Origin of the sequence: Streptococcus sp. HMSC072D03 (assembly GCF_001812855.1) — a bacterium.
Lineage (GTDB): Bacteria > Bacillota > Bacilli > Lactobacillales > Streptococcaceae > Streptococcus > Streptococcus salivarius_D.
On the sequence record NZ_KV810616.1, the window covers coordinates 49667 to 62235 of the forward strand.

The following is a 12569-nucleotide window of genomic DNA, read 5'->3' on the forward strand; positions in this document are numbered from 1 at the left end:
TTTATATTTATTCCCCAATATCTTGTTTTACTGAACGTACTGGTGAATTAAACTTGTAAGTACCATTCTTAACTGCTTTGATATTTTTTTCAATCTGTTCAATGATTGTCTGAACATAAGCAGCATTTTCACGCGCTTTCGCTCCGTCCTTCTCTTTAGAGTCCATACTTTTCTCGATAGCTTCCATATCACTCTGCTTATCGGTTAACTCGTTACCGACCAAGTATTCTGACTCACGCTTCAACTGCTCCAATGTCTTAGTATCTTCCTTGACACTGTCATCAAGTGTTTTTGCAGAAGCCAAGAGTTCTTTTCGTTGACCTTTTTGATATTTCAACTCCTCTTCAAAAATATTGAGGGCAAACTTCTCACGAGACAAATTCTTGACATATTTGTTTTTGAGAAGTTCATTTTGAGGAGTTACAAAGAAATCAACGTAGTTCTTATTACCTTCCTTATCTTTTTGTTTATTCTGCTTAGAAACTGATGCGTCATTAGAACTTGATGATAAGTAGTCATTGTATTCTTGAACGTCAATCTTGAGACTGTTTGAGTTCGGTGTCTTATTTGTCGCACGAATAACCATGAGCGTATAATCTGAAGGCACATTACGCATGACCAGATACACCTTATCTCCGGTTAACGGAATGACTTCTAAGGTCACTGCTTCAGGATTCTTAACACTACTTGGCAAGAAAACCTGCCAATCAAGATTTTCAGTATTAATCCCTTTTTTGATAGCACTAGTAGCATCTGATGTTGTCAACTCCATAACGACCAATCCATTTGAAGAGGAGTAAGTCATAGAGGTTGCTGTGATACTTCCAAGGCCATTACCAAATGATTGTGTTGCCTGCAGTTGTGACTCTAAGTAAGTAACTCGGGTTGGAGAGAAATAAGCAGATGTAGCCGTCCATACCATAGTTCCCAGTAATGCATAACTAATGATCATCGTTCGTTTTAACCGATGTCGCCTCAAGTAAGAGAGAACGCTGTTGCTCTCCCAGAAGGACTTAATCCTATTTGCTGCTCTAATCGGAAAATACCGCCAACCTTCTAGCTCTTCGAGCCCTTGTGTATTTTCATAATCTTTAAATTCTACCATGAAGCCATGATAGGCTATTTTATATAGGTGTCGCAACCTAGTGACATAGGTTGACTTTTGAGATAAAATTCCCCTTATTCTGGTTTCCTTGCCTTGAAATAACCCCATCAATAAGCTATACTAAAAATGTGTTTAGGAGTACTACTAAACACAGTCATTGTTTTTCCCTTCGGGGAATTTTATGGAGAGGTTGCTTTTCTCCTTCTTCTCCATATCTTCTTTTTCTTAAAACGTCATTGTTTTTTGAAAATATTGTTGTTGTAACCATTGGGACTCCCTGTTGTTCCAATGGTTTTTTTATTTAAAATAAGTTTCGTTGACAACAAAAAAAGAGGCAGGCCTCAATGGACTACCTCTCTTCCCAAGAGAAATTTCTCTGGAGAAGAAAAACAATGACTATTTTTAGTTTAACAGCGAGGGGAGAAACCTCATAACACTAAAAACAGAAAGGATAGTTATGCTTTGGGGGAGGTCCCTAATTCATAACTAATAGAAGTTAATAGATTATGTTAGATGCGAGAGGAGAAATCTCGTCTAACCTTACAACAACAATGGTCGGGTTAAGGAGAGGGGAGAAACCTCATTCCTTAACCTTGATATAAGTATATCATAACAGGTCTTGTATTCGAAGCTCAGAGGACCTTTTATTTAACTTTTTTTAAATTTTTTTCACCCCAATATCGTAAATGCTACCAACCAGATTTAACAGAAAGCAAACTGCCTTATCAGAATGGTCTATCTCAATAAAAAAACACCATCATGAGATGGTGTCTAAACTACTATTACTGCTTACCAAATAATCTTTCTGCTTTAATGCGAGACATCTCAATAAGTGTTTGCGACAAGCACAAGCTGACAACAATTATAAATCCTGAGCTCTGTCTTAACAACCCAGTTAATACCAAGAGTGCTAGAACTAAACCTACTAATTTCAATTGTTTCTCAAAAACAATCACTCTCTGTTGACGTTCCTCAAAAGATATCTCCAACTTGCCTATCTTTCGCATATTCAAGTAGACAATAACAAAGGTTACCACCATACAAATAATAGTTCCTAAAAGTGTATCGCCTAAAAAATGCCCTATTGTGCTTAGTGAAAAATCCATTTGTCTACTTTAGTCTCCTCTTAATCTATTCAATAGGGATATTATATCACTCTTGTAACTCTTTTGCGAGACCAGAGGAGCTAGTTCACTTAAAAGTTGCATCATTTCTAGAACTCCTTCAATTCTTCAAGTACAGATTCTAAGTCTACTTCTGTCACTATTTCTCCAGGTTCTACTTTCTCTCCTGGTAAGACATAATCATGAATTTTCCCATTTCTTCGGACAATACTGATCTTATCGCCCTTGATAAACCCTCTTTCTATCGCTTCCATTACTTCATCATATGTCATCATTTTATATACCTCCTATTTTCTACAATATATCTATTCGTAAAAGAAATCAAAAAGTAACAAAAAAAGCACTTAAAGTTTTTGATATGCCCCCTGTCAAGTAGACAGGTTAAATATCTAAAAAAGTGTCTGTTTTTGAAGGTCAGTCGTACAAAATAAATGTACGGCTGTTTTTTTATGCAGACCACTTTGACTTGTACTTTTCAATTTTGTTATTCTTAGCGATTGGGTATGACAAAGGATGTTCTGATGTTAAGGCAGCGTTTCTGACTTCCAAAGGCGTTCTACAGTCATATCTGCTTTGTGGACGCTCTTGACAGTAAAATCGGATATAGTCTTTGATGGCATATCGGAGGGAGGCCTCATCTGAAATCTCATACATCTGATACATTTCCGATTTTATAATTCCCCAAAAACCTTCTATTGGTCCGTTATCAATACAATGGCCTACTCTTGACATGGATTGAATCATATCAGTATCTTTCAGCTTTTTTTGAAAGTTTTTATTGGTATATTGAAACCCTCTATCGCTGTGAAATATAGGCTTAGCTGTGGGATTTTTTTCAATAGCTTTGTCAAATGTTTTGAAGACTAGCCGATTGTCATTTCGACCACTTATGACAAAAGCAATAGGATAGCGGTCATATAAATCAAGTATGGCACTCAGATAAAGTTTCTTATGAGAGTTAGGAATCTTAAACTCTGTAACATCTGTTACCCATTTTTTGTTCGGAGCAGTCGTATAGAAGTTTCTTGATAACTTATTTTCTGCAGTTTCTTCAGACTTGGCAGTCTTGTATTTTTTCCTTTTCTTACGGATAAAAGCGTGAATATCGAGTATTTTCATAATTCGGTGAATTCTCTTTCTTGAGTAATTCGTATGATTGAAATGATTGATCCAATCGGTCATTCTTCGGTATCCCAAGATGTGTGAAAAACGTTCGTCATATTCTTTAATTAATTCCGCAATTTCGCTGTTTAATTGTTCTTGTTCTGGAACTATTCTATGTTTCCATTTATAAAATGCAGACCTCGTAATGCCGAGCTGATGACACATCCAGCTAATGCTCCACCCTTTATTTGTGTTGAAGTCTTCAATCGCTAAGTATTTTGATTCGTGGCGCTGTTTCCCTAGCCTCACATCCTTCCGAATTCTTTCACTTTTTTTAAGAGTTCAACAGCCATATCCTTTTCTTCTAACTGACGTTTTAAGCGCACATTTTCTCTTCGTAAACGTTCTAATTCATCAACCTCATCATCTAGTTTGTGATGACCCCTTTTGTCAACTAAACCTTCTTCACCATCACTATCATACTTTTTCACCCACGAATACACTTGGCTATAAGAAACATCATAAAGTGACGCCGTTTCCTTATAATTGCGATTGTGTTCAATACAATAATTGACAATCTCTTTACGCTCATCAATAGTAGTTTTACGTCTTGCTTTTGCCATATAGACCCCCTGTTTTGGATTGTAATCCTTAAGTTCTATATTGGCATTATACATCCTAATCCACTTTCTTAAAAGTCCTGAAGAAATATCATACTGATGACCTAAATCAATAGATGAAGCCTCACCACTAATACATTTTTCTACAAGTTCCATTTTAAATTCTTTTGAATAGGAACTGTTTTTTGTTTTCTTTGTGAATCCTAAAATCCCATATTTTTTATAGATGGCGGCCCAATCTTGAATCGTCCTTGTGGAAATATGGAGACAGTTACATATTTCAGATCTGGAACGATTTCCATTAATATAATCGAGACAAGCTTGTTCTTTCTCGTATGGGGTGAATCTTTCTCTTCTAGACATAAAAATACCTCTTAAGTAGATTTTAGGTATTTACCTTGTCTACTTAAGAGGTATCATATCATTTTAAACTTTAAGTGCTTTTTTATTTTCTCCTACCAGTAAGCATTAGCTTAGTTTTGTAAAGATTCCCAATGTAATGCTATATCATCTGGGAAAGCATAGGCAACTAAATCTGCTACTGACTATCCATTCGTAATAGTTGGTACTTGTATTTTCAAGTTATTTAAAAAATAAATCAATAAAATCTTTAATTAGAACAATATTTATTAAAAAAATAATGATACAAAGTATAATACCGAAGATTAGATATTTTTTCTTATAAATTTTTGTATTCATAACTTTACCTCATTTTTTGAATTTTCTATTCTTCCGCAGGCCCTAAGTCGAGATAGAGAATATCTCGCTTAGTCGCATACTGTAGTGCATGTTCATCAGCTTCAAACAAATCTGAAGCTAGAAAGGTCTTCGTAAAGACGGTTTCATCCTTACGCTTAAATGTTGCCGTATATCTATGTTTGGCCATTGTTTTTCTCCTTTAATATTCGTACTGACCTTTGACTCCACTATAGAGCCAATACACTGCTTGACTATAGCCTTGCTGAAGGGTACTGTTAGCATCCTCCATCAAGTCCCTCAAGGAATAAAATCCTCGATAACTATCTAATGCAGATTCTAACATACAGAAAAGATAGGTTGGCATATCTTTTGTTCCCCAAGCTAGAAGGTCCAAAGGACTTAGATCCTCTCTTATTTCCTCTGGAAATCTGTTACAGAAATTGCTTGTGGAAAAGTTACCACAAGCGTTGGCCCGTTGTAACATGGTTAAGCGAGCTTCCAACATGCGAATATCCGATTCTTGAAAGGCAGCGGCATGTTCTACTGTAACAACTAGCTTGGATAACCCAGGATTGATTTCTTCAACATCATAATAAAGTGAAGATTCAAACGGGATTTCAATCGGAGGAAGATTAGATACTCTCTCTCGATTCAAAACCACGTTTTTAACTGGTCGGTATCGCAAGCTGTGTTTCATTTCCATCTTATTGCTATCAATAATCGCTGAAATTCGTTCATTGATTAAGTCTGACGGAAAGCCAGCAAGATTACGATTATTTTGATGAACTTTCTCAATATAATACAATCCTTGATGCATTATTGTCATTGTTTTTCTCCTTCTTTATTCAAATCACGCCATTACAACATCCTCAAGACCAAGCTCTTTGAGCCCTTTTTGAGTCTCGCTATTGCTTTCAGTTGTCTTCAATTTGATGACAACATTAAGTCCCATAGCACGTGCTTGCAACAAAGCTGAAGCAAGTGCTGGTTCGGGTTTTCCCTCAACGAATAGGGTTTGAACCCTACGTTGCTTCATTTCCAGAATTCTCTTGAGATAAAGACAAGAGAGTTCCAAGAATGAATAGGATTGAGCGTTATCAATCCGAGGGAAAGTTGTAACGCCTTCAAGAAGGTCCTTAGCAAAAAGATCTGCAAAGACCTCTTGTGTTTTTTTATTTTTATAAACGAAAATTTGTTTTGTCATTGTTTTTCTCCTTTTTTATTTTAGAAACTAGGTTGCCATACTTTCACTACTTAACAGAAGGAAGCTCCTCGACACGACGTAAGAAAGAAAGCAACTCCTTGCGCGTGTTGATGTCTTCAACATCTTCTGTTACTGGCGTATCATAAGTAATATGATACTCACCATTATCCCAGCTCTTAAAGACAGAAGACTGGCAGAACTCAATCTGATCATCTTCTACCTGATAGACCAGGTTAGCCATATAGCCATTACCAAAGTAATAGCGATGGAATACAACCTTACGATTGTTTCCCAAACGCACCAAAACTTCTGGATTTTGGCGTTTATATTGGGTTGGTTTAATGAAAAACCCAAATTGTGACCTTAAACTAGTCATCTTTAAGTCTTCCATTGCCACCAATGCCTCATCACAAGAAATAGGCATTAACCCACTTTGTTCTAACAAGGTATTGATAGCAACCATTCCATCCTTATTGATAAAAAGATGGCTATTCCCAGTTTCGTTCAAAAACTGATGCAAGGTCATTCCTGAGAATGAACCATTAACATCTAACAGTTTTTTTCCTAGTAAATTTGTTGATAAAGTTGTCATTGTTTTTCTCCTCCATAGAAAAAGAGGAAGGTGTAGCCTAGGGCTACTACCTTCCTCTTTCTCTTCTATGTACGATATACGATGTATAACGTACTATGTAATTTGTTTTGTGGCTCACCACTGCATCTCATCGAGTTCACTTGGGGTTAACTTACGCCCCAAATTTTGCTCAACACGCGCAGCCCAGACAAGATTACCATTCTTGATCATTTCAATCTCCTCTGGTGTCTTGTATGGTTTTTCCGGTAAGCCTAACGACCTCCAATCGTTTTTGAACTGCTGTACAATTCTCATGGTTAGTCTACTCCTCCCTTCAAAAAACGGTCAATGAGTCCCTGAGATGCTGCTGTATTAAAAATCACTCGGTTAGTGTTTCCAATACGACTGCCTCCGTACCGACTAACATAAAAGTCTCGAAGAGCTGTCTTTGAAATCAGCATCATAAACCCCTCAAAGCCACGATTGAAAGCGTCTTGTGCTACATAAGCAAGCAAGACACCTGCAATCCCTTGGTTTCTCTTATCCATTCGCACCTCCAGCTTATGGATAAAATTGTAATAATCAGTAGGCTCAGGAGTGAACTCAATCATTCCAGAAACCTCACCTTGAATTACAAAACCACTGGTAATTGCATTGGGAGAACTTATGGCCGTCCAATCAAACTCAAAGCCCTCTGATGTCAAATCAGAAAGTGTCGAGATATCCTCTTGACTGAAGTCCCAAAAGAATGTCTCTTTCATGGCCATCATCCTCTCTAGTGTTTTCTTCATCTTATTATAACACCTTTCTTCAGACTGTGATACTTGTTGCTAGAGCTAGCTCTTGTTCATAGACTCCCTCTAACTCTTTCAGATAAGACTCGGAATAATCTCCAAGGTCTTCATCAGTTAAGAGTTCAGTGGTTACCCCTTTACCTGGGACATTGCGAGTCATAACGGTTGCTTTATAAATAAAGTTCACGCCAGACTCTGCATCCACATAATCAAAGGTAGCAGACACTGGGATATCACTAAGAGTGCTATCTTGCTTTAAGATGTTAGGCAAAAAGCTATCGATATTAACTCGAATATTCCAGTTCCCACAAGCTGTAAAAGGAAGTGTCACTGAGACAAATCCTTCTTCAGTTGTGATACAATCCGCTTCACTTGGAGAACCTTCTATAGTCGTTGGGTTCCAAGCTTTTTCATTGATTACTCTATGAGTAGCCACAAGCACCTCAATATCTGAATATGTTGGTGCGGAAATAGTAACATTGCCAAAGGCAACAGAAATATTTCCCATTCTTTTTCTCCTTTCCTAGAAACAACGCATTCTTCCGTTATCTCTAAAAGAATAGTAATTATCCTTCGTTACGATAACATGGTCTAAGACCTCCATCTCAAAGAGCTTTGCAGCATCTTCAAGGGCCTCAGTAACATTAATATCGTTACTTGAAGGATATACACTTCCAGAGGGATGGTTGTGAGCTACCAGCACGTAGCGAGCTAAATTCTTCACTGCATAGTGAAAAATCTCTCTTGGACACGCCATACTACGATGAACGCTACCAATGAAAACTACACGCTCCTCGATAACGTTATAATGCACATCCAAGTACCACACTACTAGGTGTTCTTGTTTCTTATGTCCATAGGCTTTTTGGATACTTTGAGCAAAATATCCAGTCCCAGTGACACAAGTTGGCTTTTCTTCCTCACCTTCTGAACGTTTGAAAAGTTCAAGCATTGAAAGAAAGGCAATAGCATCTCTCTGAGTTAATCCATAATGTTTTAACTCCTCGATGCTTAACTCACATACCTTCTTAGCATCTCCTTGCAATTCAGAATACAAGGCATCCACCTTTTCTGAAGGGATCCAGTGACTGAAAGCCCTTTTGAATAGCTCTCTATCACGAAAATCCCTAGGATGCCTTACTTGTCTCCTAGTAATTTTTTTATCAGTCATTGTTTTCTCCTTTACGTGTTAAACTACAAGCCATTCAGCTTGTAGTTGCATTGCTACTGCTACTGTTGTTGTTACTTTAAAAAGCAAACGCTCTTGGTTATCCCTTGCAACTACAACAGCAGTACCTCCCTTATACAAAATCGAAATGGTACTTTCTCGAGGAAGTGTTTCTAGTAGGATACTTATTCTGTCCATAACTACCTCCTCCTAGGCTGGTGCTACTACCCACATAGAGCGGATAGCTTGCACCTTCCGATTCGTCTCTGCACGGTCTAAGCGACAATCGCTATCAAACTTAGTACCGTAGACATCTTCGTATACCTCTCGCATACGTTTGCCCAGGTCCTCAATATGAGACAATTGGGCTTTCGAAGCGCGTGCATTGAGGTCAGCCATGTAGCGATTATAGACTTTTCTAAAAATCGCATTCAGTCTGCTCTCGTTTTCTAAGTACCAGTTAAGAGAGTACTTCTTGTAGTGCTCTTGCAACCACAACGCTTTTTGTTTTTTTGTCATTGTTTTTTCTCCTCAAAAAAATGGCCCTAGGACCATTTTCTTTTATTGTTGTTAATATCATGCAATAGCATTCGCCTTCATAATTAAGGCTCGACAAATTGCACGACGCTTTTCACGGGGAGCAAAATAGTCCCCGAACTCTTTGTAATAATTTACATCCTCATTAGTATAGGACTTACATGGGTGAGTATCGTCATACACGATGAGCCATACTCTCTCCCCCTCTTGCTTTTCACTCATGGTGTTAATCCCCATGAGTTCAAGCTTTTCGAGTTCTTCAAGAGTCGCATAGCTAATGCTAGTGCGATAGCCGAGCTTAATAAGCAGACTATTTATAATACCCATAGGCTTTGTATGTGCCTTGGGTTTTCTTGCTCCATCTTTGTAGCAAATGATTTGTATCATTATTTTTCTCCTCCTTTATCAACTACGAAATAGATGCTGAATCCCTTCTACAAAGAGAATTGGGATCAGAAATACGATTACTACAAGTAGCTTGAAAATTAGCTTATTTCGTAATATATGGCATAACGCAATATAAGCTAGAATAGCTATAAATCCGATAAACAACCACTCTGGGAGTGTTTGATTAAAGAATTCATACCATACTTCTTGCTGTTGAGCATAAGTCATGTTCGTATTGAAAAGTTCAAAGATATGTTCCATTTTTTCTCCTTAATATAAAAAGGGGTCTTTTGACCACTTTATTACTATTGTTGTTGTGCCTGCTGACGTTGTTTAGAAACAAAATCAGACAAAGCTTTGAGTTGAACAGTCAACCCTTGACTTTCTCCGATCTGAGACCACTCAAGCAACTGGCTTTCTGTTGCTCCAAGAGACAATGCAGCTTCTTCACCACGAGCAACCATTTGAATCAGTTGTTCAGCGTTATCAACATTTGTTATTGTCCCTTTTGGCTGTGTAGCTGTTTCACTCATTTGTGAAGATGACTCAGCTTCACTAGTTGCTTGTGATACACTATCACTTGCAACTTTGTTAGCTGATGTCACCTCACTTAGAGATGTCTGTTCACTACTACTCAAAGAAGTAGCAAGCGACGCTGACTGAGCAGTCTTTCCATAGCGGGCACCCGTTGGTTTGCGAGGTGTTCTCGCTTGAGCATTTGACTGATAATTATGGTTGCTACCATAGTTACCAGTCTGTTGAGCTGATTGCGAATGATTTGTCACATTGGGCACATTGTCCATATCCAGTTCTTCGCTATCAGCCTCAATGCCAAGAAGTGTTTTGACCTCGTAGCGTCTCAGATAGGTCACCTGAGCTCCTAGATTCTTTATGTCATTGACATTATAGAATACAGGAACCGACTCAATGTCGTAAGAGACACCACTTTCATGAAGTAATGTTGTCACGACTTTGACTCCGTTAGCATTACCAAACGGAATATGTTTGGTTTGCTGAGTCAAAGTTAGACCATACTTATTGAGTGCTGGACGTACAGCCGCTAGGATATCGGATAACGGTGCGAACTTAAAGTCAACGTTCTTAAACGTGACTCTACTTGTCGCAGTTACCGACTCAAACTCAGCTTGAGCCTTGGCCAAAGCCTCAAACAATGGAGCCATAACCTCTGGCTCCGGTTTAGAATACTCTTTTTTAGCTTGTTCAGCCCATTCTAATTGCATTTCAGCCTTAGCTAGAGCTACTTTAACTTCAATAAGCTCAGCTACTAAGTTTTTTTCATTGGTTGTGTTCAACATAGTTTCAGTCATTGTTTTTCTCCTTAAATGTTAAAAAGCGGCTTTTTAAACCACTGTTTTCCTGTTTATTGTTGTAAAAATTCTGCCACTGTTTTTGCTGTTGTTAACGACTTATTCGTTAAACAGTAATCACAGTGGCCACACCCTTCGACAGACTTATGTGCTAAAGCATCTTTAAGTGCTTTAACATTTCCATAGAAGATGTCTCTCCCCATTTCAATAATAGTATCATCGATTAGAATTAACTCCTTATCGGGAACGGGTTCTTTTGAAACTGCCATAATATAAGGCGTAAACTCATAACCGTAGGTTTGCTTCAGCAACTCCTGATATACGTACATTTGTAGCGTATACTGATATTCTACTATGTTATAGAGAAGAGACTTCGTATAACGATGAAGTGTCGTCGAATATTTTTCCGACTGAAGACTCTCCATCGTTTTTAAATCTATGAAATAACCGCCTGAAAGATTAAGGCTATCAATTTTACACTTGAATGGAATCCCTTCTAGCGTACCAGTGATAATCCGTTCTTTCTCCACCATTTCATCATCCGTACCATGATACAAACGATTAAAAAGTTCCTCTTTTTCTAAAGCAGCAATCATCTTGTCTGCTTGTTTGAAAGGGGCTTTTACTTGGCCAGCGGTTTTTCCTCGTTGACTTATGATCTTATCTTGATTCATTTCCAAGAAAGCTTCATGAGCTTCTTTAGTCTCAAAATAAGAATGAACATAATTACCAACAAGTAGGCTTTCTGTCTCTGTTTTCTCAGGCCAAAAACCCAAGTCAACGACTTCCTGCCTTAAGGGACATTTGATGTACTCCTTAAAACGAGAAGTGGACATGTAATGCCTATCTTGGTAGTAATTATCCTCCGTTAATGGAGGAAGTAACTCTACTTCTAGCATTTTTCTCCTTTCATAAACAAAAAGAGCTCAGTATCACTGAACTCTCTCTATTTTCTTCTAAAGACCTTGCTATCTAGAAAGGAATATTTTCAAACATAGAAGCATCTAACGGTTCTCCACCTCCAGGAAAGCCTCCTTCTGCAGGTCCAAAATCTGGACTTTGTTGAGAAGTGGTGTTGCTATGGTCACGAGGCTGTAAGTTGTCAAAGTTTGACACATTAACCTCGGTCACATAGACCTTTTGGCCTTGTTGGTTTTCATAAGAACGAGTTTGTAAGCGTCCCTCAACTGTTACAAGATAGCCCTTCTTTATCCAGTTTGCGAAATTCTCTGCATATTTACCCCAAATGACGAGGTTAATAAAATCAGTCTCTCGCTCTCCGTTTTGATTTTTAAAATCACGGGGAGAGGCGATTCGAGCCGTTGCTACCGCCTTGTTCGACGGTGTGTAGTGAAGCTCAGCATCAGCTACAAGACGGCCTGTTAGAATTACCTTATTAAGCATATGTTTTTCTCCTTTCTTAATCCTCTGCTACGACTTCAATGTCGAGGAATACGATTTTCCCTTCATCTAATCCATCAGAAAACTTATGGCTTTTTCCACAAAATTCTTTGTAGCCTTTCTTGGTGAAATGGCTACGTGGGGATAAATAATCGATATACCCCTTAACATGATCATTAGACCATGAATTTTTAGGATTTACCTCCCCAGAAAGAACTAAAGTAGCCCATTCTGAAGCAGAGACCATCATGCCCTCTTCATCAAAGAACGACTTTCTTGTTGCCGTTTTCTGTTTTTTTCGTGCTGCTCTGTAAGTAGAGCTTGTTCTGAAGTGTTTTGGAGAATAGGTATCAACCATTCTCATTTTTTTCGTCATTGATTTTCTCATTGTTTTTCTCCTTTTTCTAAAACACTAACTCGAGATCCATCATCTCGACAATTTCCCCTTTAGGCTCTTGTTTAGAGACATACCTTGATTTACCAAGGTACTCTCTATAGCCTTTCTTGGTGAAATGGCTACGTGGGGA

Annotated in this window: 19 protein-coding genes; all 19 read right to left on the bottom strand. The window is 38.1% G+C overall.

The features are described from left to right. Positions 1-7 precede the first annotated feature (7 nt). The 19 genes from HMPREF2877_RS01255 to HMPREF2877_RS01345 all read right to left on the bottom strand — a co-directional run bounded on the left by HMPREF2877_RS01255 (position 8) and on the right by HMPREF2877_RS01345 (position 12430). Positions 8-1105: a hypothetical protein gene (locus HMPREF2877_RS01255; RefSeq protein ID WP_256262904.1), complete on the bottom strand. Its 1098-nt coding sequence runs from the start codon at positions 1103-1105 to the stop codon at positions 8-10. 782 nt (positions 1106-1887) lie between these two features. Beyond that, a complete protein-coding gene (locus HMPREF2877_RS01260) occupies positions 1888-2211 on the bottom strand; it encodes a hypothetical protein (protein ID WP_070578203.1) in 324 nt (107 codons plus the stop codon). Between the two features lie 107 nt (positions 2212-2318). Then, positions 2319-2504, bottom strand: coding sequence for a competence regulator inhibitor paratox (locus HMPREF2877_RS01265; protein WP_070578205.1), 186 nt, complete (start codon positions 2502-2504; stop codon positions 2319-2321). Between the two features lie 172 nt (positions 2505-2676). Next, the gene (locus HMPREF2877_RS01270) at positions 2677-3642 is read right to left on the bottom strand and encodes an IS3 family transposase (protein WP_045771628.1); all 966 of its coding nucleotides are present in this window, start codon (positions 3640-3642) and stop codon (positions 2677-2679) included. Beyond that, on the bottom strand, positions 3639-4316 hold the full coding sequence (locus tag HMPREF2877_RS01275; protein WP_045771627.1) for a helix-turn-helix domain-containing protein: 678 nt from the start codon (positions 4314-4316) through the stop codon (positions 3639-3641). Before HMPREF2877_RS01275 ends, HMPREF2877_RS01270 begins: the two co-directional genes overlap by 4 nt. Before the next feature lie 361 nt (positions 4317-4677). Further along, the gene (locus HMPREF2877_RS10890) at positions 4678-4839 is read right to left on the bottom strand and encodes a hypothetical protein (RefSeq protein ID WP_176745176.1); all 162 of its coding nucleotides are present in this window, start codon (positions 4837-4839) and stop codon (positions 4678-4680) included. Between the two features lie 12 nt (positions 4840-4851). Continuing rightward, entirely contained in the window at positions 4852-5478 is a 627-nt protein-coding gene (locus tag HMPREF2877_RS01280) for a hypothetical protein (RefSeq protein ID WP_070578208.1), read from the bottom strand. Between the two features lie 24 nt (positions 5479-5502). Beyond that, entirely contained in the window at positions 5503-5856 is a 354-nt protein-coding gene (locus tag HMPREF2877_RS01285) for a hypothetical protein (protein ID WP_070578211.1), read from the bottom strand. A gap of 46 nt (positions 5857-5902) precedes the next feature. After that, the gene (locus HMPREF2877_RS01290) at positions 5903-6448 is read right to left on the bottom strand and encodes a hypothetical protein (protein ID WP_070578213.1); all 546 of its coding nucleotides are present in this window, start codon (positions 6446-6448) and stop codon (positions 5903-5905) included. A gap of 296 nt (positions 6449-6744) precedes the next feature. Next, positions 6745-7218: a GNAT family N-acetyltransferase gene (locus HMPREF2877_RS01300; RefSeq protein ID WP_070578216.1), complete on the bottom strand. Its 474-nt coding sequence runs from the start codon at positions 7216-7218 to the stop codon at positions 6745-6747. 19 nt (positions 7219-7237) lie between these two features. Further along, on the bottom strand, positions 7238-7729 hold the full coding sequence (locus HMPREF2877_RS01305) for a hypothetical protein (protein ID WP_070578218.1): 492 nt from the start codon (positions 7727-7729) through the stop codon (positions 7238-7240). A 15-nt stretch (positions 7730-7744) separates the two neighbouring features. Next, the gene (locus HMPREF2877_RS01310) at positions 7745-8392 is read right to left on the bottom strand and encodes a JAB domain-containing protein (protein WP_070578221.1); all 648 of its coding nucleotides are present in this window, start codon (positions 8390-8392) and stop codon (positions 7745-7747) included. An 18-nt stretch (positions 8393-8410) separates the two neighbouring features. Next, positions 8411-8587: a hypothetical protein gene (locus tag HMPREF2877_RS10895; protein WP_002892455.1), complete on the bottom strand. Its 177-nt coding sequence runs from the start codon at positions 8585-8587 to the stop codon at positions 8411-8413. A gap of 12 nt (positions 8588-8599) precedes the next feature. Beyond that, positions 8600-8908 (bottom strand): hypothetical protein, encoded by a 309-nt coding sequence (locus HMPREF2877_RS01315; protein ID WP_070578224.1) that lies wholly within the window; start codon positions 8906-8908, stop codon positions 8600-8602. 57 nt (positions 8909-8965) lie between these two features. Continuing rightward, positions 8966-9253 (bottom strand): hypothetical protein, encoded by a 288-nt coding sequence (locus tag HMPREF2877_RS10485; protein WP_256262905.1) that lies wholly within the window; start codon positions 9251-9253, stop codon positions 8966-8968. Positions 9254-9618: 365 nt separating this feature from the next. Beyond that, the gene (locus tag HMPREF2877_RS01330) at positions 9619-10641 is read right to left on the bottom strand and encodes an ERF family protein (protein WP_070578233.1); all 1023 of its coding nucleotides are present in this window, start codon (positions 10639-10641) and stop codon (positions 9619-9621) included. A 53-nt stretch (positions 10642-10694) separates the two neighbouring features. Further along, positions 10695-11540: a PD-(D/E)XK nuclease-like domain-containing protein gene (locus HMPREF2877_RS01335; RefSeq protein WP_070578237.1), complete on the bottom strand. Its 846-nt coding sequence runs from the start codon at positions 11538-11540 to the stop codon at positions 10695-10697. 73 nt (positions 11541-11613) lie between these two features. Beyond that, a complete protein-coding gene (gene ssb / locus HMPREF2877_RS01340; protein WP_070578240.1) occupies positions 11614-12045 on the bottom strand; it encodes a single-stranded DNA-binding protein in 432 nt (143 codons plus the stop codon). 16 nt (positions 12046-12061) lie between these two features. Continuing rightward, positions 12062-12430 (bottom strand): hypothetical protein, encoded by a 369-nt coding sequence (locus tag HMPREF2877_RS01345; RefSeq protein WP_070578243.1) that lies wholly within the window; start codon positions 12428-12430, stop codon positions 12062-12064. Positions 12431-12569: the final 139 nt, after the last annotated feature.

What these genes read in the sequence shown, in the direction of transcription:
- HMPREF2877_RS01255 (WP_256262904.1), bottom strand. Translation starts at nt 1,105, where the DNA reads ATGGTAGAATTTAAAGATTATGAAAATACACAAGGGCTCGAAGAGCTA.
- HMPREF2877_RS01260 (WP_070578203.1), bottom strand. Translation starts at nt 2,211, where the DNA reads ATGGATTTTTCACTAAGCACAATAGGGCATTTTTTAGGCGATACACTT.
- HMPREF2877_RS01265 (WP_070578205.1), bottom strand. Translation starts at nt 2,504, where the DNA reads ATGATGACATATGATGAAGTAATGGAAGCGATAGAAAGAGGGTTTATC.
- HMPREF2877_RS01275 (WP_045771627.1), bottom strand. Translation starts at nt 4,316, where the DNA reads ATGTCTAGAAGAGAAAGATTCACCCCATACGAGAAAGAACAAGCTTGT.
- HMPREF2877_RS10890 (WP_176745176.1), bottom strand. Translation starts at nt 4,839, where the DNA reads ATGGCCAAACATAGATATACGGCAACATTTAAGCGTAAGGATGAAACC.
- HMPREF2877_RS01280 (WP_070578208.1), bottom strand. Translation starts at nt 5,478, where the DNA reads ATGACAATAATGCATCAAGGATTGTATTATATTGAGAAAGTTCATCAA.
- HMPREF2877_RS01285 (WP_070578211.1), bottom strand. Translation starts at nt 5,856, where the DNA reads ATGACAAAACAAATTTTCGTTTATAAAAATAAAAAAACACAAGAGGTC.
- HMPREF2877_RS01290 (WP_070578213.1), bottom strand. Translation starts at nt 6,448, where the DNA reads ATGACAACTTTATCAACAAATTTACTAGGAAAAAAACTGTTAGATGTT.
- HMPREF2877_RS01300 (WP_070578216.1), bottom strand. Translation starts at nt 7,218, where the DNA reads ATGAAGAAAACACTAGAGAGGATGATGGCCATGAAAGAGACATTCTTT.
- HMPREF2877_RS01305 (WP_070578218.1), bottom strand. Translation starts at nt 7,729, where the DNA reads ATGGGAAATATTTCTGTTGCCTTTGGCAATGTTACTATTTCCGCACCA.
- HMPREF2877_RS01310 (WP_070578221.1), bottom strand. Translation starts at nt 8,392, where the DNA reads ATGACTGATAAAAAAATTACTAGGAGACAAGTAAGGCATCCTAGGGAT.
- HMPREF2877_RS10895 (WP_002892455.1), bottom strand. Translation starts at nt 8,587, where the DNA reads ATGGACAGAATAAGTATCCTACTAGAAACACTTCCTCGAGAAAGTACC.
- HMPREF2877_RS01315 (WP_070578224.1), bottom strand. Translation starts at nt 8,908, where the DNA reads ATGACAAAAAAACAAAAAGCGTTGTGGTTGCAAGAGCACTACAAGAAG.
- HMPREF2877_RS10485 (WP_256262905.1), bottom strand. Translation starts at nt 9,253, where the DNA reads ATGGGTATTATAAATAGTCTGCTTATTAAGCTCGGCTATCGCACTAGC.
- HMPREF2877_RS01330 (WP_070578233.1), bottom strand. Translation starts at nt 10,641, where the DNA reads ATGACTGAAACTATGTTGAACACAACCAATGAAAAAAACTTAGTAGCT.
- HMPREF2877_RS01335 (WP_070578237.1), bottom strand. Translation starts at nt 11,540, where the DNA reads ATGCTAGAAGTAGAGTTACTTCCTCCATTAACGGAGGATAATTACTAC.
- ssb (WP_070578240.1), bottom strand. Translation starts at nt 12,045, where the DNA reads ATGCTTAATAAGGTAATTCTAACAGGCCGTCTTGTAGCTGATGCTGAG.
- HMPREF2877_RS01345 (WP_070578243.1), bottom strand. Translation starts at nt 12,430, where the DNA reads ATGAGAAAATCAATGACGAAAAAAATGAGAATGGTTGATACCTATTCT.